At 64.4% G+C, this 23,839-nt stretch carries 17 protein-coding genes; 8 read left to right on the forward strand and 9 right to left on the reverse strand.

Going from position 1 to position 23,839, the window contains the following annotated elements:
• Window positions 1-33 precede the first annotated feature (33 nt).
• Window positions 34-1,899 carry an extracellular solute-binding protein gene (locus CCK88_RS10500; protein WP_086470379.1) on the forward strand — a complete coding sequence of 622 codons (1,866 nt, stop codon included), beginning with the start codon at window positions 34-36 and terminating at the stop codon, window positions 1,897-1,899.
• A 156-nt stretch (window positions 1,900-2,055) separates the two neighbouring features.
• On the opposite strand, the gene CCK88_RS10505 is transcribed toward CCK88_RS10500, so the two are convergent.
• The 4 genes from CCK88_RS10505 to CCK88_RS10520 form a co-directional block, all read right to left on the reverse strand.
• Window positions 2,056-6,408 carry a translocation/assembly module TamB domain-containing protein gene (locus tag CCK88_RS10505; protein WP_086470380.1) on the reverse strand — a complete coding sequence of 1,451 codons (4,353 nt, stop codon included), beginning with the start codon at window positions 6,406-6,408 and terminating at the stop codon, window positions 2,056-2,058.
• Window positions 6,408-8,282, reverse strand: coding sequence for an autotransporter assembly complex protein TamA (locus CCK88_RS10510; RefSeq protein ID WP_244557470.1), 1,875 nt, complete (start codon window positions 8,280-8,282; stop codon window positions 6,408-6,410). Before CCK88_RS10510 ends, CCK88_RS10505 begins: the two co-directional genes overlap by 1 nt.
• 280 nt (window positions 8,283-8,562) lie before the next feature.
• Entirely contained in the window at window positions 8,563-10,569 is a 2,007-nt protein-coding gene (locus tag CCK88_RS10515) for a MacB family efflux pump subunit (protein WP_086470381.1), read from the reverse strand.
• Window positions 10,569-11,774, reverse strand: a complete 1,206-nt coding sequence (locus CCK88_RS10520; protein WP_170926428.1) for an efflux RND transporter periplasmic adaptor subunit — start codon at window positions 11,772-11,774, stop codon at window positions 10,569-10,571. Before CCK88_RS10520 ends, CCK88_RS10515 begins: the two co-directional genes overlap by 1 nt.
• A gap of 185 nt (window positions 11,775-11,959) precedes the next feature.
• Here CCK88_RS10520 and CCK88_RS10525 point away from each other — a divergent pair, with 185 nt between their 5' ends.
• From CCK88_RS10525 to CCK88_RS10535, 3 genes are read left to right on the forward strand one after another with little or no spacing between them, the layout of a single operon-like run.
• Window positions 11,960-12,736 (forward strand): SDR family NAD(P)-dependent oxidoreductase, encoded by a 777-nt coding sequence (locus tag CCK88_RS10525; RefSeq protein WP_086470383.1) that lies wholly within the window; start codon window positions 11,960-11,962, stop codon window positions 12,734-12,736.
• Window positions 12,737-12,770: 34 nt separating this feature from the next.
• Window positions 12,771-13,439: a hypothetical protein gene (locus CCK88_RS10530; RefSeq protein ID WP_086470384.1), complete on the forward strand. Its 669-nt coding sequence runs from the start codon at window positions 12,771-12,773 to the stop codon at window positions 13,437-13,439.
• A 2-nt stretch (window positions 13,440-13,441) separates the two neighbouring features.
• The gene (locus CCK88_RS10535) at window positions 13,442-14,683 is read left to right on the forward strand and encodes a hypothetical protein (RefSeq protein ID WP_086470385.1); all 1,242 of its coding nucleotides are present in this window, start codon (window positions 13,442-13,444) and stop codon (window positions 14,681-14,683) included.
• Here CCK88_RS10535 and CCK88_RS10540 read toward each other — a convergent pair.
• On the reverse strand, window positions 14,664-15,698 hold the full coding sequence (locus tag CCK88_RS10540) for an Ldh family oxidoreductase (protein WP_086470386.1): 1,035 nt from the start codon (window positions 15,696-15,698) through the stop codon (window positions 14,664-14,666). The genes CCK88_RS10535 and CCK88_RS10540 overlap by 20 nt on opposite strands.
• A gap of 178 nt (window positions 15,699-15,876) precedes the next feature.
• On the opposite strand from CCK88_RS10540, the gene CCK88_RS10545 reads away from it, so the two are divergent.
• The 3 genes from CCK88_RS10545 (at window position 15,877) to CCK88_RS10555 (ending at window position 19,302) form a co-directional block, all read left to right on the forward strand.
• Window positions 15,877-16,773 carry an aromatic ring-hydroxylating oxygenase subunit alpha gene (locus tag CCK88_RS10545; RefSeq protein ID WP_086470912.1) on the forward strand — a complete coding sequence of 299 codons (897 nt, stop codon included), beginning with the start codon at window positions 15,877-15,879 and terminating at the stop codon, window positions 16,771-16,773.
• A gap of 110 nt (window positions 16,774-16,883) precedes the next feature.
• A complete protein-coding gene (locus CCK88_RS10550) occupies window positions 16,884-18,593 on the forward strand; it encodes a Rieske 2Fe-2S domain-containing protein (protein ID WP_086470387.1) in 1,710 nt (569 codons plus the stop codon).
• 67 nt (window positions 18,594-18,660) lie between these two features.
• Window positions 18,661-19,302 carry a glutathione S-transferase family protein gene (locus CCK88_RS10555; RefSeq protein WP_086470388.1) on the forward strand — a complete coding sequence of 214 codons (642 nt, stop codon included), beginning with the start codon at window positions 18,661-18,663 and terminating at the stop codon, window positions 19,300-19,302.
• A 15-nt stretch (window positions 19,303-19,317) separates the two neighbouring features.
• Here the strand turns inward: CCK88_RS10555 and CCK88_RS10560 are convergent, their stop codons facing one another.
• From CCK88_RS10560 to CCK88_RS10570, 3 genes are read right to left on the reverse strand one after another with little or no spacing between them, the layout of a single operon-like run.
• Window positions 19,318-20,064, reverse strand: a complete 747-nt coding sequence (locus CCK88_RS10560; RefSeq protein ID WP_086470389.1) for a hypothetical protein — start codon at window positions 20,062-20,064, stop codon at window positions 19,318-19,320.
• Window positions 20,061-20,939: an ATP-binding cassette domain-containing protein gene (locus tag CCK88_RS10565; RefSeq protein ID WP_086470390.1), complete on the reverse strand. Its 879-nt coding sequence runs from the start codon at window positions 20,937-20,939 to the stop codon at window positions 20,061-20,063. The genes CCK88_RS10560 and CCK88_RS10565 overlap by 4 nt, the downstream gene beginning before the upstream one ends.
• Window positions 20,936-21,325, reverse strand: a complete 390-nt coding sequence (locus CCK88_RS10570; protein ID WP_086470913.1) for a GntR family transcriptional regulator — start codon at window positions 21,323-21,325, stop codon at window positions 20,936-20,938. Before CCK88_RS10570 ends, CCK88_RS10565 begins: the two co-directional genes overlap by 4 nt.
• A 145-nt stretch (window positions 21,326-21,470) precedes the next feature.
• On the opposite strand from CCK88_RS10570, the gene fabV reads away from it, so the two are divergent.
• Window positions 21,471-22,640, forward strand: coding sequence for an enoyl-ACP reductase FabV (fabV, locus tag CCK88_RS10575; protein WP_086470391.1), 1,170 nt, complete (start codon window positions 21,471-21,473; stop codon window positions 22,638-22,640).
• A 110-nt stretch (window positions 22,641-22,750) separates the two neighbouring features.
• On the opposite strand, the gene CCK88_RS10580 is transcribed toward fabV, so the two are convergent.
• Window positions 22,751-23,833: a lysine-2,3-aminomutase-like protein gene (locus CCK88_RS10580; RefSeq protein ID WP_086470914.1), complete on the reverse strand. Its 1,083-nt coding sequence runs from the start codon at window positions 23,831-23,833 to the stop codon at window positions 22,751-22,753.
• Window positions 23,834-23,839: the final 6 nt, after the last annotated feature.

A 23,839-nucleotide genomic window follows, 5' to 3' on the forward strand; every position in this document is an offset into this window, starting at 1 on the left:
CCTTTCGTTCGACCCATCCTGCGGAGCCGTACCATGACGCGCGCCTTCAAGCTTTCATCGCTGCTCCTTGCGGCCTTCGTGACAGTCGGCCTCGCCGTGCCAGCCATGGCACAGACGCAGACCGATGTCTGGACCAATTCCTTCACCCTGTCAGGCGAGCCCAAATACGGGATGGACTACACCCATTTCGACTACGTGAACGTCGATGCGCCCAAGGGCGGCGTCGTGCGGCTCGGGGACTTGGGCGGTTTCGACACGTTCAACCCCATCCTGCCCAAGGGCGAACCGGCCGGCGGCATCGGGCTTCTCTACGAAACGCTGATGGGCCCCTCGTCCGACGAGAACAACACCTATTACGTGCACCTGGCCGAGGCGCTCAAGATCGCGCCCGACTATGGCTCGGTCACCTTCCGCATGGATCCCGATGCCAGATGGCACGACGGCGAGCCGGTGACGGCCGAGGACGTGGTCTGGACGTTCGAGAAGCTGATCGAGGTCAATCCCGATCGCGCGCAATACTACGCCAACATCACCTCGGCCGAGGTGACGGCGCCGGGTGAGGTGACCTTTACCTTCGACCAGAAGAACAATCGCGAACTGCCGCTGATCCTGGGGCAGCTGCTGGTGCTGCCGCAGCACTGGTGGGAAGGCACCGATGCCAGCGGCAAGCAGCGCAACATCGCCGATTCGACGCTCGAGCCGCCAATGGGTTCGGGACCCTATCGGCTGGCCAGTTTCGAGGCCGGCCGCTCGATCGTCTACGAGCGCGTCGAGGACTACTGGGGTGCCGATCATCCGTCCCAGGTCGGGCAGAACAATTTCGACGAATATCGGATCGAGTATTTCCTCGACCTCAGCGTGATGTTCGAGGCCTTCAAGGGCGACCAGTTCGACTGGTGGACCGAGAACCAGGCACGCCGCTGGGCTACCGGCTACGATTTCCCGGCGGTCAAGGAAGGCCGCGTGGTGCAGGAGCTGTTCCCGCAGGACTATGCAGACAACGGCCTCATGGTCGGTTTCGTCATGAACCTGCGGCGTGACAAGTTCGCCGACGAACGGGTGCGCGAGGCGCTGAACTATGCCTTCGATTTCGAAGAGCTCAGCAACACCATGTTTTATGGCCAGTATGAGCGCATCGACAGCTTCTTCTTCGGCCTGCCGTTCAAGTCCAGCGGGCTCCCCGAGGGCGAGGAACTCGAGGTGCTCGAGAGCGTGCGCGACGAAGTGCCGGCCAAGGTGTTCGACACGCCCTACACCAATCCTGTCAGCGGCGACCCCGCCAAGCTGCGCGCCAACCTGCGTACGGCGCTCGATCTGTTCACCCAGGCCGGTTACAGCCTCCAGGGCAACCAGATGATCGGCCCTGATGGCCAGCCGTTCACCTTCGAGATCCTGCTCAACGGCCCGACCATCGAGCCAGTGGCGCAGAACCTCGTCACCAACCTGGCGCAGATCGGCATCGCCGCCACGATCCGCACGGTGGACAGCCCGCAATTCATCAACCGGGCCCGCAGCTTCGACTACGACATGATCTATGCAGGCTGGACGCAGTCGTTCTCGCCGGGCAACGAACAGCGCTTCTTCTTCGGCTCGTCGACCGCCAATGAACAGGGCGCGCAGAACTATGCCGGCATCGCCGATCCGGCGGTGGATGCGCTGATCGAGCAGTTGATCGTTGCCGACGATCGCGAGACGCAGGAAGCCGTCACCAAGGCCCTCGACCGGGTGCTGCTGGCCAAGCATTTCGTCATCCCCAGCTACACGCTGCGCATGACCCGCTCGGCCCGCTGGGACCGCTTCAGCCGGCCCGAAAACCTCCCCGAATTCTCCTCGGGCTTCCCCACGCTCTGGTGGTGGGACGAAGCCAAGGCCGAAAAGACCGGCGGCGCGGTGCAGTAGCGCCGCAGCCGGACCGGGATACAAGACGCACCAATACGCCCTCGGACCTGATCCGAGGGCGGCTGGGGGCTGTCGCCATGCTGGTGTTGGCTGCGAGTGGTCCTCGGGTCAGACCCGAGGACGGAACGGCGGGATTGGAGGGGCGTCGCAACGGCGCTAGTAATCGTGCTCGTAGAACACGCCGAGGCTGGTATTTCCGTCCTGGCCGGCGGCGCCCTTGATGGTGAGATCGTCGGTGACGTCGAGGTTGATCGTGACCTTGGACTGGCCATTGGCACCGGCGGTGACGCCCAGATAGACATTATCCTGGATATAGGTCCCGGCCTGGACGCCGACATTGCCCTGATCGTCGGTGACGACATCAAGATCGGCAAGCCCGGCTGCGCCACGAAGACCGTCGACGAGGCCGCCTCCACCGCCACCACCCACGAGTTCGGCTGCCGCTGCCGCCAGCTGCGCCAGCTGGATCGGGGAGAGCTCACCCATCGAGCGGCCGAAGATCAGACGACTGAGGACTTCGTCCTGCGGCAGCGTCGGATTGGAACTGAAGCTCACATCGGGTTGCGAGGCACGGCCCGCTATGGTGACGAAAACGGTGATGCCATCACCCTCGGTGCGGGCCACGAAATTGAGCTGCGGGTCGAGATCGCCCACCAGAGTGACGGACCCGGTTTCGAAGGTGAGACGGCGGCCGAGCACGTCGAGGCGGCCACGAATGAGGCTGAATGCGCCGACCGGCTGGATGCTGGCCAGAGACCCGGTCAGACGCACGGAGCCGCCCACTTCCGCATCGAGGCCGCGGCCACGAATGAAGATCTGGTTGGGTGCGTCGACGGTGACGTCGAGCTGGAGCGCCGGACCGGCACCACCGCCGCGCGACGCCTCGATCGGCTGACCGGTGACGGCGTTGAGCCGCGCCCGTTCGAGCGTACGCATGACCTCGATCGGCGTGCGCCGGTGCGCGACATCGATCAGTTGCGCGCCGCCGCCGAGTCCTTCGGGCACGGTGATATTGGCATTCTCGATGAAAATGTTGCCGCCCAGAACCGGGGAGCCCGTCAGATTGCCTGTGAGGGTCAGACCGCCGGAGAGAGTGGCGACGAACAGATCGCCATCGGCATAGCGGGCCGAGCTCAGCGTGGCCGTCAGATTGGCTGGCATGCCCCCGGTGAGACCAACGCTGCCGGACACGGAGACGCTGCCCCCGGTCGCGAGATTCGCCGTGAGGCTTTCAATGGTGGCATTGGTGCCCGAGAGATTGGCACGACCGTTGATGCCGGTGAGACGCAGGTTGAGGTCGGGATCGACATACTCGCCCCCCGCCACCGAAACGCCGCCCGAGAACTGCGGGCTGGAAAGGCTGCCGCCGATGCGGGCATCGAAGTTCGCCGTGCCCGACACCCGCGCGCCGCGATCGGCGACGAACCGGTTGGCCAGTGAGAGCGGCGCCGAGCCGTTGAGCGACAGCGACAGGCCGTTGCCCGCCAGCGGAACGGTGCCCGAGCCGGAGACCGAAAGCCCGCCATTGCCATCGATGGAGAGGCCGGAAATGCTCACTCGGTTCCCGGCATAGGACCCGCTTGCCACCACGCTGAGCGGCGTGATGCCGAACTGAGCGATGGCACCGGCGCCGACGCCGGTGGCGCGTGCCTCGAAGGCGACCTGCGGATCACTTGCCGGGCCGTAGAGATCGGCGCGGCCGTTCAAAGTACCGGACAGCTCGAGATCGGGCGCGACGGCATTGGCAATCGAGAGCGGGAGGTTCTCGATTTCCATGATGATATCGAGCTCGCTGCCGGCACTACCGGTTGCGGTGATGCTGCCCGAGCCCACACTGAGGCGGAGCGCATCGAGCGTCACGGTCTCGCCCTGCACCATGATCGCGGTGGGGTTGGCAAGACGGGCCGAGAGTTGGCCCTGAACCAGGTTTGCGCGATCAAGCGAGAGACGGTAGCCGCCCTGAACCGGGCTCAGCGATCCGGCAAGATCGACATCGGTGCCCGTGGCGAGCGCCGCCTGGGCATCGAAACTGGTTGTATCGCCGGACTGGCTGGCACGTGCATTGAGCGTGTCGACTTCAACGCCGCCCGCTTCGATGGCGCTGGCGCTGGCCGTGCCGTTGACGACGGGCACGCCGAAAAGGTCGGAAATGCCTGCCGAAAGGTCGGCACGTCCCACGACGATATCGTTGACGACGAGATTGGACACATTGGCGGTCACGCCCGCTCCCTGCTTGCCATCCTGCGGCGTCAGCTCGAGGGCGGCATTGACCGCACCCGACGCTTCTGTGAGCAGCAGCGCGGCAGCCAGCGACACGTCGCTTGCCGCAACGTCGAGACGACCATCGAGAAGGCCGGTTTCAACAGTGCGGGTGACCGCACCGGACACCTGGGTGCCCGCTATTTCGAAGCGGATGCCGGTCAGCGCCTGGCTGACATCGTCGGTTTCAAGATGGGTCGCGAGCGTTGCGCGATGCCCATCGAGCATGGCATTGCCGGTGACGTCGCCCGAAATCGTGCCGCCCAGCAAGCTGGCGGCAATGCCGACCTTGGCGTCGCGCAGCGTATATTGACCCAGCGTACCCGAAGGCACCTGGCCATCGAGCAGCAGCATGAGCGGCGCCTCGGGCGCGTCCGACCGCGCCGACCCGCGCACCGTCAGCGCGCCGGATGCTTCGGGCGAGATCAGTCGGAGATCGCTGAGATCGAGGGCGATGGTGAAGTCTGATGTCTCGGTGGCAAAGGCACCATCGGCACGGAACTGCACCTGCGGATTGGCGATGGCGAAGTCGTCGGCAGTGATGCCTGCCTCGGTTCGCGCCAGACGCCCCGACAGGTTGACCGTGCCGGCCAGCAGCGCATCGGCGGTGGTATCGTCGATGGCGAGATTGGTGCCCGTGCCGTCGAACACCAGATCGAAACCGCCCGAAACCGGCATAACGGAGCCATCTGCAACAAGGCTCAATGCCCCCGTCAGTGACCGCCCTGCCAGGCCCGAGAAGGGCGCAATGCTGTCGGTTTCAACCTGGATACGGCCGTTGAAATCGGTGCCGTCGATCGTACCGGTCATGCCGGCAACCAGAGCTTCGCCGACCACGCGCAGCTCAGCCAGCTCGATCGGTTCGCCCGCGTTCCAGAGGCCTGCAATGCCGAGGCCGACACTGTCGCCCAAAGCTGCCTCGACGCCCGGATCCGCGGTGATGCCAGACAGGCTGCCATCGCCGTTGAACGTCACCATACGGGTCGCCGGATCGTCCAGATTGCGGGCGACGCCACCGATGCCGAGGCCGAATGTCTGCGCGGCGAAACCATCGGTCTCGAACCCTTCGAGATCGAATCGTGCCTGCCAGTTCTCGCTCGTTTCGGTACCGAAGGCGATGCGAACCTGCCCGCCCTGCACCAGCGTCGAGCTGCCGGGCACCGGCAGGACGACCTTGTTGCCCTGGGGATCGGCGATGGTCGCCTCGAGATCGAGCAGCGACAGGAAATTGTCGGCGGTGGTCTGCGCCCGCGCCGTCAGGCCGAGCTGGCCGCCGCTGAGGGTGAGACTGGAAATATCGATGCCGCCTTCGTCGCGGAGCAGCGCCGATGCGGCAAGGCGCGTTTCGGCGCCGAAGAAGGCCCGGTAGGGTTCGGCGACGAGTGTGGAGAGCGGTCCGCCAAGATCGGCATCAACGGCAAAGCCGGCATCGGTCTGGGCGATGGTGGCCGTTCCTGCCAAGGCTTCCTGCTCGTTGGCGAGCAGGCGCATCTGGGCGGTGAGGTCGGAAACCGGACCTTCGCCGTCGAGCGTCAGCGTAACGGCGGGACGCCCTTCGATATTGAGCAGATTGGCGATGACGCCATTGGGCGGCTCGACGAGGGACAGCCCGAGATCGATGGTATTGCCCTCACGCCGGTAGATGGCATCGAGGTCGAGCGTGCCGCCGGGTCCGTCGAGGCGAACGATATCCAGCGCAGCATCGAGATTACCGCTTTCGAGCCGCATCGAGCCATTGAGCGATATCTGCGACCCGAGACCGAACACGCCTTCGCCGAAGGTGACGCTCGGCACGGCCAGTTCGCCGATATTGATGGCGACCGGGAAATCCGGAATTTCCAGCGTGCCTGCTTCCGGCGATGGCAGATCGACCGCCCCTTCGACCGGAATGGCATTGCGCACATATTCGATCGAATCGGCGCGCAGCGAATTGACTTCGAGCCGCCCGGTGAAGAGCGCGGCCTGGTTCCAGTTGAGGCTGGCATTGTTGACGCGCAACCAGACGCCCTCGGCGTCGGATATGGTGATCTCGCGGATCGAGACATCCGAGCCGAGCGCGCCATCGATATTGGACAGGCGGATCTGGCGCTCGGGCGTCGAGAGGCGATCCTGGACGAAGCTGGTCAGCCAGTCCTTCTGTTCTTCATTATTCATATCCTGAGCAACCAGCGCCACCGGAACGGCGGCGGGTGCGAGCAGCAGGGCGGCGATGAACAGACGGCGGCGAGTGATGGGCGAAATCCTGGGCATCAGAATGCCTGCCCGATGCCGGCATAAATGGCGTAATCGGGATCGCCGGCCTTTTTGTTGAGCGGGATGGCGAGGTCGAGCCTGAGCGGGCCGAGACCGGTATAGTAGCGGACGCCGACACCAGCACCCAGACGCAGGTCGTCCAGGCCCGGGAACGTATCGGCCGCGACATAGCCGCCATCGACGAAGCCGACCACGCCGATGTCGTTGGTGACCTTGGCGCGCGCCTCGAGCGAGGCTTCGAGCAGATAGCGCCCGCCGGTGATGTTGCCATTGCCGTCATCGACGCCGATGGACTTGAAACCATAGCCGCGCACCGAACCGCCGCCGCCCGCGAAGAACAGCTTGTCGGGCGGGATATCGATGAGGTCGGGCCCCACCACCGCCCCCGCCTTTACGCGGCCCGCAAGGACGAAGGGATCGGTTTCGCCGAAGCCGAAATAGGTGCGGCCCTCAACCACGAGCCGCGCGCCGGGATTGCCACCGAGCAGGTCGAAATAGGGCTCGAGATTGGCCGAGGCATACCAGCCCTCGGTCGGATCGACCGTGCTGTCGCGCCCGTCATAGATCACGCCGGCATAAACGCCGGCCGTCTGGAAGTCGCGCGTGCCGAAGACGTCGTCGAACCGCGCTACCTCGAAGCTGGCGCCACCCTCGAAGGTCAATTCGTCGGAGAAGAACCAGCTGAGGCCCACCCGACCGCCGGCCGACGTCTCGGTATATTTTGGATAGATGGTGCGTTCAGCCGAGACCGTGGCCACGAGATCCACGTCGGGGTGGTAGAAGCCGGGCTTGGTGAAGGTACCGCCGATCATGTAGTCGAACTGCGCCGTGTCGATGGGCCAGGCGATGCTGGCGACGCGCGCGTCGAGGCGCAGCCGTTCGGCCTGGCCGAAGAGATTGCGCCAGAGATGGTAGCCCTCGAGCCCCAGGCCATCCACCGTGGAATAAGTGGCGCCGACGCCGAACCGCCGACCCGGCAATTCTTCGACGATGAGGTCGTAAGGCAGGAGGCCATCAGCCCCGATGCTCTCGGCGGCCTGCAGGCGCGCGGAGCGGAAGACTTCGAGACGATCGAGCCGCTTCTGCGCCAGCTCGACATCGTCGGGGTCATACTCCTGACCCACGGCGAGTCCGGTCTGCTGCGCAACGAATTCCGGATTCATATTCTCGGTGCCGGTGACACGCACCGGGCCGAAGGCCGCGCGCGGCCCGGGATTGACGGTGATCACCGCATCGACGGTATTGGTGGCATGATCGGCGACGACATCGCGCGAGACGACCTCGGCCTTGGCATGGCCCTGCTGCCGCCAGGCTTCGAGCGCCAGCTGTTCAGCGCGCAGGACAACCGCCGAGCGTGCGATCTCGCCGGTGCCGTAGCCGCGCAGGATCGGCAGGTCGACCTGATCGTGCGGATCGGAGGTCGGGGGCGCCTGATTGACGATGGAGACATTGCCGAACCGGAAAAGCGGACCGGCCGTGACGGCGATGGTCACGTCCACCGGATCGGGCAGATTGGTGTCAGGCGGCAGGTTGGCCGCTTCCTGTCCACCGATGCGGATGCTGACGGTGCCGCCGTAATAGCCTTCGCCATAAAGCGCGGCGAGCAGGCGCCGATAATCGCCGCGTGCCTTGGCAATGAGCCCGGCGGCCCCCGAAGCGGGTTCGGCCTCGTCGGCGATCAGCGCGGAGGCATTGCGCAACGCCGACTCCACGGCGCCATCACTGGCGGTGAAGGTGACGAAATAGGGCTGCGGATCGACGATCACCGCGGCCGCGTCTTCCTCGGCCTGGTCCTCGAAGAACTTGATGCCGAAGAGCTCAAATGCAGAGGCGGGCGCGGCGCCGGCCGCCAAGGCCAGGCCGACGCACAAAGCGCCAATACTCGTTACCAAACGCGCGCGTTGCAGTGGTCTATCCCGCCCTTTTACGCTTCAACCAAACCGGGCCGAAACGAAGATTGCCACACGGGCGGAAAGATTGCGTTAATCCTTCCGGCCGCCCCCGCCCAAATGGCGGAGGTTTCATGGCGAGTTTAGGGCGAGCGGGCGCCGAGGGCCACCCATTGTGTTGGCTCGGTTGAGTTTTGATGGCCGAGGCGTGGCCGATGCGCCACGGTTGACGCCCTGCCCCGGCCTTCTGATCCGACAGATTTTATTCCCGGGCCAACGCTTCGACCGGGTCGAGACGGGAGGCCGATCGGGCAGGCATGAAGCCGAAGATGATGCCGATCAGGCTCGCCGAGACGATGGCGAGGATGATCGATTCGGTGGAATAGGCGAGCTGCGCCCCCTGCACGATTGCCGTGAGGCCCTGCCCCAGCGCAAAGCTCAGGGCCACGCCGGCCGCCCCGCCTGCAAAGCACACGAGGATAGCCTCGATCAGGAACTGGCGCATGATGTCGCCGCGGCGCGCGCCCACGGCCATGCGGATGCCAATCTCCTTGGTCCGTTCGCTGACCGAGACCAGCATGATGTTCATGACGCCGATGCCGCCCACCACCAGAGAAATGATGGCAATGGTTGAAATCAGGATGGTCAGCGTCGCGGTCGTCGACTGGATGGTCTCGCGGATGGTGTCGGTGTTCTGGAGAAAGAAGTCCTGTGTCCCGCCATGCAGACGCGTCAGCAACTCGGTGATCTCGGCCTCGGCCTGCGCCGTGTCATAGTCGTCGGTGACGCGCACGGCGATGGCGTTGAGCCAGTTCTGCCCGAGGATGCGACTCATGGCGGAGGTGTAGGGCACATAGACATTGGCATTGTCGCGTCCACCGCCGAAACCGGTCGAGGCGGCCACGACGCCGATGATGCGGACCGGCACCTTGCCCAGCATGATCACGTGTCCGACCGGATCTTCGCCATTGGTGAAGATGGCATTGACCGCGTTCTGATCGATGACGGCTTCCTGCGCCATGTCATCGATGCTGTCGGCGCCAAAGCCGGATCCGGCCGTGAAGGTCCGGCCATTCACCTGGAAAAAGTCGGCCCCGACGCCGGTGACCGAGGCACTGGTCGCCGTGTTGCGATAGAGCACGGTGGCGTTGGCGGTCACCTGCGGCGTGACGCTGTCGGCATAGGGCTGTCCACCAAGGGCCTCGGCGTCGGTTGCGCGCAAGGTCCGAACGCGACCCGACCGCATGTCCCCAAAACCGCTGCCCGGATAGACGTTGATGGTGTTGGTGCCGATGGCGGAAATGTTCTGCAGCACCGCCTGCTGGCTACCCTGCCCGAGCGCGACGACAGACACCACCGACGCGATGCCGATGATGATGCCGAGCATGGTGAGAAACGTGCGCAGCTTGTGTGCGGCCATGGCCCGCAGCGCCATGCGCAGGGCCTCGCCGAACCGGTCGAGACCGCGACGCCAGCTGGCTGCGGCCTTGATCTCGGCCGGCCTGGCCTCGACGCGGCGCGGTTCGCTGTTGAGGCGATCGGCCACAATCTCACCGTCGGCAATCTCGATCACACGCTCGGCCTGGGCCGCGATCTGCGGATCGTGGGTGACGATGATGATGGTGTGTCCGTCGGCATGCAGCTCCTTGAGCAGCGCCATCAGCTCCTTGCCCGAGCGCGAATCCAGCGCACCGGTGGGTTCGTCGGCGAGAATGACCTCGCCGCCATTCATGAGTGCCCGCGCGACGCTGACCCGCTGCTGCTGTCCGCCTGAAAGGGCATTGGGGCGATGATCGAGACGTTCGCCCAGACCAAGGCGCGTCAGAAGGGCAATCGCCCGCTCGCGCCGCGCCGAGGCGTCGGCTCCGGCATAGACGGCCGGCACTTCGACATTCTCGACGGCGTCGAGATCGGGCAGAAGCTGATAGCGCTGGAAGATGAAGCCGAAATGCTCGCGCCGGAGGGCAGCCAGAGCATCGGCATCGAGCTTGCTGACATCCTTGCCGGCGAACCGGTAGGTGCCTTCGCTGGCGCGGTCGAGACACCCCAGAATGTTCATCAGGGTCGACTTGCCCGACCCCGACTGGCCGATGATCGCGACCATCTCGCCGCGATGGATATCGACGTCCACGCCCTTGAGCACGGCGACGGCTTCGCCGCCCGCCTGGAAGCGCCTGATGAGACCGGAGATGGAAATGATCGGCTGACCACGGCCAGCATCATGGGCCTGGGCGCCGACGCCCTCACGGGGGCTGAAAGGCCGGTTCATCAACCACCCCCGCGCGGCAGCATCATGCCCATGCCGCCCGGCCCGCCACGCGAACCGCCACCCTGGCTACCACCGGAGAGCCGGGCGCCCGTGGCGTTGACGACCTGATCGCCCTCGGCGAGACCGGAAATGATTTCGGCGCTGATATTGTTGTTGAGGCCCACCTCGACGGTAGCCGGCCGGGTCTCCTCGCTCGCTGGGTCGTAGACCATCACGGAAATGGCGCCATCGGGACCGCGTCGGGTCACCAGGCTGGACGGCAAGGTCAGGACGTCGCGGGCTTCGTCGAGCACGATGGTCACCGATGCGGTCATCGAGATGCGCAGGCGATGGTTCTCGTTGGGCACTTCGAACAGCCCATTGTAGTAGACCGCGCTGCCGGACGTGGCTGTGTCGTCGGCGATGGACGTCGGCGCAGGCTCAATTTCGCGCAAAGTGGCCTCGATGCGCTCGTCGGGTTCGCCGAGGATGGTGAAGTAGACCTTCTGGCCCGGCTTGACCTTGACGACATCGGCCTCGGAAATCTCCGCCTTGATGACCATGGTGTCGAGATTGGCGATCTTGGCGATGGTGGGCGTCGCGGAATTGGCGTTAAGCGTTTGCCCCACCTCGACCAAGAGCGCGACCACGGTACCATCGGCTGGTGCGACGATGCGCGTCCGCGCCAGGTCGAGTTCGGCGGACTCCACTGTCAGTTCAGCCTGCGCGATCTGCGCCTGCAGCTGATCGATCTGGGCCCGGCCCTGATCCACGGTGGCCTGCGCTGTCTCGAGCGCTGTCTGCGACACGAGGCTGCTGGCACTGAGCTGCTGCTGGCGCGCGAGAGCCGCCTCGGCTGAAACCAGACTGGCCTCCTGGTTGCGCTTCTGCGCCTCGATTCCAGCGAGCGCCGCCTCCGCCGACTTCACGGCATTTTCCTGATTGAGGCTGTCGATCTCCGCGATGAGGTCGCCGGCCTCGACCGCATCGCCCAGAGCCACGTGCACGGCCTTGATGCTGCCCGAGACTTCGGCACCAACGCTGACAAGACTGCTGGCCTGCAAGACGCCCGACGCAAGAACCGTGGTTTCAATATCGCCGCGCGCGACGCTCACCGTATCCGGCGCCGTGCTCGCCTGGGTCGGAGCCAGGAAATACCACCAGGCCGCCGCGCCTGCGCCGCCCAGAACCACCAATGTGACGAGCCACTTCGCCAAAGTCTTCAAATCACCACGTCCTGCAAAATTCGATGTCGCCCCAAGATAATACGATCCCTGCCCCGGCACACGTTAGGACTTCGTAAGGTTGGCAAGCTTTGACGGGCGAGGCCAATCAAAGGGTCGGGAGTGGTTGACGGTGAGCGGCCGAAGGGTCCAACGTCGCGACGTCTTTTGTCTCCTCTGGATATGCCATGTATTCGCTGCTCGACCCCAGCCGCTTCGTCGTTTTCATCACCGGAGCCACGTCTGGCTTCGGGGCCGCCGCGGCTCGCCGTTATGTGGCGGCGGGCGCAAAGGTGATCGCAACGGGGCGGCGCGAGGATCGCCTGCTCGCGCTGCGCGACGAGCTCGGACACGACAAGTGCCACATCATCCCGCTCGACGTGCGCGACCGCGCCGCCGTCGAGGCCGCGATCGCCGCCATCCCTGCTCCTTTCGATGCGATCAACATCGTGCTCGCCAATGCCGGCCTCGCCCTCGGCCTGCAGCCGGCCGCCGAGACCGACCTCGACGACTGGGAAACCATGATCGACACCAATATCAAGGGACTGGTCTACACGGTGCGGCTGCTGCTGCCCGGCCTGATCGCGCGCGGCGGCGGGCATGTGGTGACGCTGGGCTCGGTGGCGGGCGAATTCGCCTATCCCGGCGGCTCGGTCTACGCAGCCTCGAAGGCCTTCGTGAAGCACTTCGCGCTCAATCTCCGCTCGGACCTGCAGGGCAAGAATGTCCGGGTGACCGATATCGAGCCGGGACTGACGGAAACCGAATTCTCGGTGGTGCGCTTCAAGGGCGACGAGGACAAGGCGGGCAATGTCTATGCCGGAACCAAGGCCATGACCGCCGAGGACATTGCGGAGAGCATCTTCTGGGCGACGAGCCTGCCAAGCCATGTCAACGTCAACAAGATCCAGCTGATGGCGACGACGCAGGCCATCGGACCGTTCGCCATCCATCGCGAGGGCTGACAGGCTTCCCGCAAACGGGCAGTATGGGCGCACCATGGAGGGACCCCTCGTGCTGCGCCTTGCCCTTTTGCTGCCCCTGACCCTGTTTACCGCCCTTCCGGCCAACGCCCAGGTGTCGCTCAAATCCATCGGCGACACTTGCCTTGAAAGCGACCTCGACACCTGCAAGGTGCTGACGGCCGGCTACTTCAACCGGGCGGACTATAGCGATGCCGAAGGCGAGCCGCTGATCGCCTGGCAGACCCATGCCGGCACCGGCGAATACGGTGTCATCGGCGGCTTCGTGCTGTTCCGCCATAGCGGCACGGGCTGGGACGTGCTCGACAAGGCCTCGGACGGCTTCTTCCAGGTTCCGACCTTCAACGACGACAACATCCTCCATATTCCCGGCTACAGCCAAGGCACCGGCGTCTTCAATACCGACCGGCTGTATCGGCTGGAGGAAGACGGAACGACCTGGACGCCGATCGACATGGACAACTGGCTGGCCGGTGTCGAACTGCCCGAAGGCAAGGAGATCTGGAAGGGCGTGACCTTCGATTTCTCCAATCCGTGGTCGGGCTACGTGGCCCGCACGGCCCTGTGGCAGAGCGAAGACGGCAACTGCTGCCCGAGCGGCGGCAGCGCCGTGATTTCCCTCGAAATCGAAGGCAATACGCTGGTGGGCAAGGACGTGGAATACACGCCACCCGCGGAAGAATAGACATGGTTGCTGTCGAGATCGGACTCAGACTCGGCGGTGCCTTCTACGTTTTCGCCGGCTTCCTGGTGATGCGCATGGTCGTCATGGACCGAACGATGGACCAGATGCTGAGCGCGCTGACGCTCGAGGCACAACCAGGCAGCGAAGCGCACAAGCGTTGGCTTTGGGCCATCTCCGGCATGGTCATCACCTTGGGCGGAGCGGCACTGATGGTATTGAGCCTCTGGGCCTTGCCGCTGTTCAGTCTCGGCCTTGCGACGCAAGTGATCTATCTGGGCTGGGCGCGATCGGCCCTTGTTCCAGACGGTGACGATGCCAGGAAAGGCCGCAGCCAGACCATCAATGCCGCAGTCGTCTACGCCGTCGTTACCATCGGCGTTTTCGCCGCAGCCTGGTCTGGCCTGTTGCGACCCTGGTTCGACATATGGGCGTTGGCGATTCCCCTTGCCGGCATCGTGCTGCTGGGCAGTGTGGCCCGGAGCCTATTCTGGCAGGCCTCGAAGGCGAAGTTCGGACTCCGCCCCGACGATGAGGGTTTCGACGACGTCTACTATTCCGAACCGAGGCCGGTTCCGCCGCTGACCCGGGTGCGGCTCCAACCGCGCTGGGGCCGCTATCCGTTCATGGATGCCGATAGCGGCGAAGAACGCCTGCCCGATGACTATATCCCGATCGACCTGGCGAACAGGATCCACCAGTGGAGCCACAGTTTCGCGGCCGACGACGATAGCCAGACGCTTTTCGGACAGTTCGATGACGAAGCGCATGAGGCGGCGCATCGGCAGGAAGGGGAGGATATCGTCGCCGAACTCAAGATCATCTTCGGCGATGCCAACGCCAGTGGGCCTTACTACCCCGACAAGATCTGCTACGGCGCACCAGACAGCACCCAACCGATAACAAGGGTGCGTATCGAGCCCCGGCAGGGCCGCCATGCCTTCGTCGACGCCGATACCGGCATCGACCACCCGCCGGAGCACCATATGCCGCTCGAACTGGCGAACCGCATTCATTGGTGGAGCATGGCCTTCGAGACCGAGGATCGCGAGGCACCGCCGATCGCCACCTTTGAAGACCGAGAGGACGAGGCCGCCCACCGCAAGGAGGGCGACGCCATCGTGGCTGAACTGCGCGGCATTTTTGGCGACGACAACGTCGCCGGCCCCATCTACCCTTCCGCCATCGCCTATGTGGGCCCGGGTGTGGACATCAACGGCAACAGGCTCAGAGCCCCAGAAACCTGACCGTATCCGGATCGACGGGAATACCCGTTGCCCGGCGCTCGTCCATTTCGGCCCATTCACGATCGCCCGGCGCCATGACCCGGCCACCGGCGCGCGGGACCGAGCCGCGCAGGCTTTGCACATAGCGGGCAATGGCGGCGCCGAACGCGGCCCGGCCGGCAAACTTGTCCGGATCGATCACTAGGACGAAATGGCCCATATTGCGCGGGGTCGAGATGTCATCCCCGCCATACATGGGAATGAAATCGCTATCGAGCGTGGTGCCGGTGAGCAGCGCGGAAAACAGTGTGGCGACGCCCGCCAGCGCCGCGCCCTTGTAGCCATAGTCGACGCCGCCGAGCGGCAGCAGCATGTCCGCGGCGTAGGGATCGGTGGTCGGCTCCCCGTCCGGCGTGGCGGCCCCACCCTCGGGCAGGGTCTTGTCGAGAGAGCGATGCAGCATGACCCGATTGAGCGGGATCGAACTCGTGGCCATGTCGAGAAGCCAGGGCCGCTCGCCCGGCAGGGGCGCGGCGAAGGCCAGCGGGTTGGTGCCGTGGAATTTCTGCGCGCCATCGAAGAGTGCGACCATGGAATCGGTATTGGTGGTCGCGAAGGTGACAAATCCCTGTTCCGCACCGGCCAGGGCGTAGGCGCCGGCCGCCCCAAGATGCGAAGAGCGCCTGACCCCGACCGCGCCGACGCCGGCCGTTCTGGCGAGCGCGATGCCGACCTCGACCGCCTTGTAGGCCGCGAAGTGCCCGAGGCCGTCATCGCCATCGACCATGGCGCTGCCCGCGCCGCGGTGTTCGACCGACAGGAGCGGATCGCGCTTGAGGCGCCCGCCGCCGAGCATGCGGCAGTAATGTTCGGCGAGGCGCACGCCGTGACTGTCGACGCCGACAAGCGAGGCATGCAGCATGGCGCGGCCGGCAGCCGCGCGCGAGCCGGGGCTGGCGCCGGCCTCGGCAAGGCGCGCCTCCACGCACTCGCGCAGAAGAGCTTCGGGGAAACGTCGTGTGTCGTCGGCCTGCATGAAAATACTCCTCGTGCGCCATTGTGCCCGATCGGTCTCCTGCCGTCATCGCATGATGTGTTGTGGGAGCGACGGGGTGAAATGCCCGGCCATGCGGTGAGCGCATGGGGCGGCAGCGCGCTTTTTGTTGGCACTCTGAGGTGAGCGCACTATGCTGGCGCCAAAGTTGAGACTGCCCATGCCCCAAAGCCCCGATCCCATCACCGCCAATCTCTGGCACGTCATTGCCGCGACCGAGGAGCTGCCGATCGGCCTCGTCGAAACCACGCTGCTGCTCGATACGCGTCTCGCCATGACCCGCGGCACCGACGGCATGCCGGTGGTGTGGCGCCGCACCGACGAAGAAAACGGTGACGAGATCGACGCCGAGACCGTGCTCGAACGTCTCCCGGTGCGCACCGCCTATGGTTATACCTGGACCTGTCTCGGCACCCCATCGGCCGAGCTCTTCCCGATCCCGGAATATGCCGAGACCGACCGCAAGAACATGAGCTGCGGCTCGATCGGCATCCACGTCTCGGCGCCGCGGGCAGTGGAAAATTTCCTCGACATGGGCCACTTCCCCTATGTCCACACCGATATCCTCGGCTCCGAGCCGCATACCGAGGTCAAGGAATACGACGTCGAGGTGTCGGAAGAGCGCGACGAGGTGCTGGCCACCAAGTGCCGCTTCATTCAGCCCATGGCTGCCAAGTCGGCGACCGGCGCGATGGAGGTGGAGTACGTCTATCGCGTGCCGCATCCCTTCTGTTCGGTGCTGTACAAATCCTGTCCGGAGGACGAGAGCCGTCGCGACGTCATCGGCATCTTCCTCCAGCCCATGACCGAGGAACGCTGCCGCGCCCACCTGCTGCAGTCCATGATCGATTCGACCTCGACCATCACCGACCTCCGGCGCTTCCAGCAGACCATTTTCGGCCAGGACAAGCCGATCCTGGAAAACCAGTATCCCAAGAAGCTGCCACTCGACCCGCGCGCTGAAACGCCGATCCGCGCCGACAAGAGCGCCATCGCCTACCGCAGATGGTTGAGCCAGAAGGGCATCACCTATGGGGTCATTCCCCAGGCGTCCTGACCTTTCACCTCTCCCAAAGGAAGAGGAAGTCAGAGTCCCGTACGCCAGGACCGCGACTTGACCAAACACCGATCGTGGCGCGATCCCTGTAACATTGGATCTGATCGACAATGCCCCTCAGTCTGTCCGACCCCACCTGGTACCCGATCGCCTCGAGCGACGACCTGCCGTTCCGCCATGTCTATCATGGCCAGTTGCTCGGTCGTGAACTCGCCGTCTGGCGGGCCGACGATGGCAATGTGAACGTGTGGGAAAACCGCTGCCTCCATCGCGGCGTGCGGCTGTCCATCGGCATCAACGAGGGCCAGGAACTCAAGTGCCAGTATCACGGCTGGCGCTATGCCAATCAGTCCGCCGGCTGCACCTATATCCCCGCCCATCCGGCCGATGCGCCTGCCCGCCGCATCGAGAACCGCAAATACCCCATCCGCGAGGCGTTTGGCCTCGTCTGGTCAGCCGCCAATGATGACCAGCCCTTTGAGCCCTTCCCCGGCGCCGAGGGCCATGACTGGTTCCCGCTGCGGCCACTGCCGGTCAACGCGACACCCGAAGACGTGCTCGCCGGCCTCGGCCGCCTCGCGCCCGACGACCAACCCACCGATTTTCTGCCGGGCCTGGCGGTAAAATTGGGCAGTGCACTCTTCTTCGTGCAGCCCGTCGATGCCAATCGCGCGGTCATTCGCGGCATCCTGCCCGGCCGGCCGGCCGATGCGCTGGCGACGCTGCGCTACTACAACGAGCAACTCACCAAGCTGCGCGACAGCCTCGAACGCGCCGCGGCACGAAAGCCGGCGCCCGAACCGCTGCAGCCGGTGTTCGAGAAGGTTTCGGTCGATCTGGCCAGCATGCCCGACATCGCCGTGCCGCGCGGCAACACGCTGACCGTCATGGTCAAGCGCAAGTGGACATCGGCCGATGGCGTCATCGGCTTCGAGCTCGCCGATCGTGACGGCAGGCACCTGCCGACGTTCCAGCCCGGCGCCCATATCGACGTGCACCTGCCCAATGGGCTGGTGCGCCAGTATTCGCTGACCAACGGGCCGGGTGATCTGTCGAGCTACGTCATCGGCGTCAAGCAGGAAAGCGCCTCCAAGGGCGGCAGCAAGGTGCTGGTGGAGACGGTACGCGAGGGCGACGTGCTCGCCATTTCCGAGCCGCGCAACAATTTTCCGCTGCGCCGCGACGCCACTCGCACCGTGCTGATCGCCGGCGGCATCGGCATCACGCCGCTGCTTTCCATGGCCCGCTTCCTGGACAAGTCGAGCCTCAACTATGAGCTGCATTACTTCGTGCGCTCGGGCGAAAGCGCCGCCTTTTCGAGCGAACTCGGCGTGCTGCACGGACGGATCGACAAGCATGTGGGCCTGGCCCGCGACGCCATTCGCGCCAAGGTGCGCGATGTCCTTGGGCCCTACCAGTTTGCCAACCACGTCTACATCTGCGGTCCCGGCGCCATGCTCGAAATGGTGCAGCAGGTGGCGGCGGACCTCGGCTGGCCGGACGAAGCCATCCATTTCGAATATTTCCAGAACGACAAGACGATCGATGCCTCATCGGCCTTCGACGTCGAACTGGCGCGCTCGGCCATGACGCTGCATGTTCCGGCTGGCAAGACCATCCTCGAAACCATGCGCGAAGCGGGCCTCACCGTCCCCTCATCCTGCGAGCAGGGCGCCTGTGGCACCTGTCTGACCGGTGTCATCGAGGGCGAGATCGATCACAAGGACGTCTACCTCAACAAGACCGAGAAAGCCTCGAACACCTGCATGATGACCTGCGTCAGCCGCGCCAAATCCGGCCGCCTCGTTCTGGATATCTAACGATGCGCCGTTTTCTCCGCATCCGGCTTGTCCGCCGGGCAATGACGACCGCTATGAGTGTTCGCTGATGACCATAACCCTTTACGACTTCGAACTCTCCGGCAACTGCTACAAGCTGCGGCTGTTGATGAATATCCTCGGTGTTCCCTACGACATCGTGCCGGTGGACTTCTTTCCTGGTCGCGAGCACAAGGCAGACTGGTTCCTGCGCCTCAATCCCTTCGGCCAGTTGCCGGTGCTCAAGGACAGGGACCTCGTGCTGTCCGATAGTGGCGCCATCCTCGCCTACCTCGCCAAGACCTACGACAGTTCGGGCCAGTGGTTCCCGGATGACCCGGCCATCACCGCCGAAGTGCTGCGCTGGCATGCGGTGGCGGACGACATCACCGCGACATCCTCGGCCGCACGCCTCGCGCTGGGCTACGACTACCCCTTCGACATCGAAAAATCCCAAAAGGGTGCCCACCGCATTTTCAGGATCATGGACGAGCACCTGTGGTTTGGCGAAAAATCCGGGCGGGACTGGCTGTGTGCGCCCGCCCACCCAACCACTGCCGACATCGCCTGCTTTCCTTATGTGATGCTGAGCGAGGAAGGCGGCATCGCGCGCCAGGACTACCCGGCGTTGCGCCGCTGGACCGATAGGGTGCGGCGCGTGCCGGGTTTCACGGTCATGTCGGGAATATTCCCCGCCGGCCGGGCGCTCTAGCCCGGCCCATCGCTTTCACTTGCGATTATGGATCGGCGCGTCCTTCATGGCGATCCAGGCACCGCAGAGAAGCACGGCGCCACCAACCACATGCACGGCAATGGCGAGCGCAAGGTTGGGCTCTGCCGGAACGACGCCAGTGCGCACCAGAGACCCAACGGGACCTGCATCTTGGCCCAGGCCCAGGGAAGCCAGCTGCGCGACGAAAAGGCAGAGGCCACACATCACGCTGCCCCAAAGCAGGCTTCGATAGAATGCAGCGCCGATCGCCAGGCCCGCCGCGCCCCAAAGGAAGTAGGTGAGCCAGCTTTCGAGCAGCACCATCGGCAGAGCCAGGACGTCGGTATAGAGCGTCGGCTGATGCGCCAGCTGCGGCCAGCCGGTGACGCCATAAAGCGGCGCTTCGACCCAGAAGCCCACAGAATAGAAGACGGCCAGGACCAGGGCGAAAATGGCAACGAAGATCGACGCTTCGCCGAAAAAATTGCGACGTGTTTGTCCGTGCGTGACATAAAGCCAGAATTCACGGGCACCGACATGCGCGGCGATCCCCAGGGCGAACCAGTTGCCCAGCTGTTGAGCGATATCCCAGCCGCTGGCCTCGATCGGCCGGAAGAACGAGACGACCACTGTGATCAGCATGATCGAAGCCACCGCTCCACCCGCGACCATGGCCGCAAAGATCGCGTAGTCGCCGATCATGCGGAGCGGCAGATGTGGAAAGCGTCGCGAAACCGTCGGTGTGATGGATGGTGCGCTCATTTCTGCATTCCTTCCGCAGTCAGGTGGACAAACAAATCCTGGAGAGGCAGGGCGCCCACTTCGAGACCCTCGTCCCGGGCGCGTCGCTCAACCTCTTCGGCCTGACCATAAACGGCGACCGACCGCGTCGGCCCGAGAGACTTGGTGGCAAGCACTGTGAGGCCCGACGTCGCGCGGGCTACGGCATCTTCGGGCCCGATCAGCGACAGGCCGCGGCCCTGTATCGTCTCCGCGTCCTCGCGCAGCAGCAGCTTGCCGTCGTGGATGATGATGACATCGGAAAACAGCCGCGCTACTTCCTCGATCAGATGCGTGGAGAGCACGATCAGTCGCGGGTGATCCATGTAGTCGGCAAGCAGCGCCTCGTAGAAGGCATAGCGCGATGGCGCATCGAGGCCGAGATAGACCTCGTCGAAGAGGGTCACGGGTGCCCGTGCCGCGAGCCCGAGAATGCAACCCAGTGCCGAGCGCTGACCGCGCGACAACGATCCAATCCGGCTGCGCGCATCGAGCTTGAACGTGCCCAGCAGACGCTCGGCGCAGGCGCCGTCCCAGAAGGGTCGCATGTCGGACGCGTAGCGAAGTGCTGTGGCGACCGTCTCGCTGTCCTCGACCGTGTCGCCGCCTTCACGGATGAGACAGATCCGCGTCGTTGCTGCCTCGTTTTCGAAGATGGGCTGTCCATCGAGCAAAACGCTGCCACCGCTGGCCTTGCGCAAGCCGGCAATCACCGAAAGCAGCGATGACTTGCCAGACCCGTTGCGGCCGAGCAGGCCGTGAATGCCATCCCCTTGCAACGCGAGCGTCAGTCCGTCGATGGCGACGGTGTTGCCATAGCGGACAGTGAGGTTGTTGATTTGGAGAACTGGGCTCATTTCGGGTCCTTCTCGCTGGTTTTTGGCTGAGTTTGAGCAGCAGCGCGAACGTGTGCCGCAATGTCGTCGAGGGACATGCCCAAGGCCTTAGCTTCGGCGATCATGGGCTCGACATGCTCCTGGAAGAACCGTGCCCGCCGGACGCCGAGAAGCTTTTCCCGTGCGTCGGGGCTGACGAACATGCCGACGCCGCGGCGCTTGTAGAGCAGGCCCTCATCGATCAGGTCCTGAAACGCCTTCGCGGCGGTGGCCGGATTGATGCCGTAAAAGCTCGCATATTGATTGGTGGACATGACCTGCTGATCGGCGCCCAGCGTGCCGGTCACGATATCGGCGCGGATACGGTCCCCTATCTGCCGGTATATCGGAGCGTGATCGCTAAACACCATTGCCTCACTAGTTCATTAGTTCACTAACGAACTATATTAGCACTGAAAGGTTGCCGTCAAGGCCTGGGGCAAAACGTCGGCAGGCGCTGGCACTCGGCCCTTATCCGGGCTATTGGCAGGAAGAACACGAGGAGAAATTCCCATGATCATCGAGCCCAAGATTCGCGGCTTCATCTGCACCACCGCCCATCCGACCGGCTGCGCCACCAATGTGCAGCGCCAGATCGACCATGTGGTGATCAAGGGACCAATCCCTTCGGAAAAAAAGCGCGTGCTGGTGCTGGGCTGCTCGACGGGTTATGGCCTGGCTTCACGCATCGTGACGACATTCGGGAGCGGGGCCGACACCGTCGGCGTCAGCTTCGAGCGCGAGCCGGGCGAGACCAAGCCAGCATCGGCAGGTTGGTACAATAACCGCGCTTTCGAAAACCGTGCGCGTGCGGCCGGGTCCAAGGCCGTGACCATCGAAGGCGACGCATTCTCCAACGAGGTGAAGGCGCAGACCATCGACGCCATCAAGGAAACGCTCGGCCAGGTCGACCTCATCGTCTATTCGCTCGCTTCTCCGGTCCGCACCGATCCGGCTGACGGCGTGACTTATCGCTCTGCCATCAAGCCTTACGGTCAGCAGGTCACATCCAAGACCCTCAACACCGGCACGGGCGAAGTCTCCACCATCTCCGTCGAACCGGCCACCGAAGAAGAGGCCGCCGCTACCGTGAAGGTGATGGGTGGCGAGGATTGGGAACTCTGGATCGCCGCGCTCAGCGACGCCGGCGTCCTCGCCGAGGGTTTCAGTTCGTTGAACTACACCTATCTGGGGAGCGAGCTGACCTGGCCGATTTACCACAAGGGCACGCTGGGCAAGGCCAAGGGCGATCTCGACCGGGCCGCGGCGGCCATCCGTGCAAAGCACGGCGACAACGCCGCGCACGTCGTGGCGCTCAAGGCCGTGGTGACACAAGCCAGCTCGGCCATTCCGGTGGTGCCGCTCTATGGCACGCTGCTGATCAAGGTCGAGGACGAAATGGGGCTGGGCGAAGGCCCGATCCAGCAGATCGACCGGCTGTTCCGCGACAAGCTGCAGGGCACCGTGGTGCTCGACGAAGCCGAGCGCATTCGCGTCGACGACTGGGAGCTGTCCCCCGCCATGCAGGCCGAACTGGCCAAGCGCTGGGAAATTCTCGATACCGAGAACCTGGCCGAACTCGCCGACCTGCCCAAGTATCGCGAGGAGTTCCTAAAACTCTTCGGCTTTGCCGTTGGCGGCGTGGACTATTCCAAGGACGTCGATCCGCGCGTCGTGGATTGAGGATTCACCCCCACCCAGCCTCCCCCTGAAGAAGGGGGAGGTGCAGACCCGCGTCTTTCACAAGCAGCACAGCAAACTCGATGAGTCCCTCCCCCTTCTTCAGGGGAAGGTTAGGTGGGGATGCCGTTCCCAGAACGGTACTCGTGCTCCCCACCCTGCCAGTCGCGCACGGTAAAGCACCCGTCCTGACCAACAATGCTCGCCGCGCCAATATCGGCCTTGCCATGGCCGCCCGGAATGTCGAGCACATAGGTGGGCTGACAAAGCCCTGAAATCCGTCCGCGCAGAGCCGTCACCAAGGCCTGCCCCTGTTCGATGGTCACCCGGAAATGCCCGGTCCCCGGCGCCAGATCGGGGTGATGCAGGTAATAGGGTTTGATGCGGTTCTCGACGAAGCCGCGCATCAGGGCCGCCAGGGTTTCGACATCGTCGTTGACGCCCTTGAGCAACACCGATTGGCTGAGCAGCGCCACACCGCCCTCGAAAAGACGCCTGAATGCCAGCCGCGCGGACGGCGTGAACTCGCGAGGATGATTGGCGTGGACGGCAACATAGGTGGTCTTGCCGCTTGCGGTGAGGGCCGAGACCATGGCGTCGTCGATCCGCTCGGGCTCAACCACGGGCACGCGGGTATGAAAGCGCACGATCCGGACATGCTCGATCCCGGCCAGCCGCTCCATAAGATCACGCAGCCGCCGCGGCGACAGCACCAGCGGATCGCCGCCCGTGAGGATCACTTCCCAGATTTCGGAATGCTCGGCGATATAGCCGATCGCTGCATCGAGCTGCGTGGGTGTCAGCGTGCCCAGGCCCTGGGGGCCCACCATCTCGCGGCGGAAACAGAAACGGCAATAGACCGGGCATACATGGACGGCCTTGAGCAGCACGCGATCGGGGTAACGATGCACGATGCCTTCAACCGGCGCATGCGCGAGGTCCCCGATCGGGTCGGCGCGTTCCTCTGGCGTCGTGATAAGTTCAGCCGCGGTGGGTACGAACTGACGCGCGATGGGGTCATCGGCATCGCTCGGATCGATGAGGGCGAGGATGTCAGGGGTGATGCCGATGGCGTATTTTTCGGCGACGGCGGCGAGGCCGGACTTCTCGGGCACGAGACCGGACGCCTCCAGCTCGGTCACGGTTTTCACCGCACCCCTTGCCGTTGACTGGGGTGAGACGACGTGCCGTTTCATCACCAC

It is taken from the genome of Devosia lucknowensis (assembly GCF_900177655.1).
Taxonomy (GTDB): domain Bacteria; phylum Pseudomonadota; class Alphaproteobacteria; order Rhizobiales; family Devosiaceae; genus Devosia; species Devosia lucknowensis.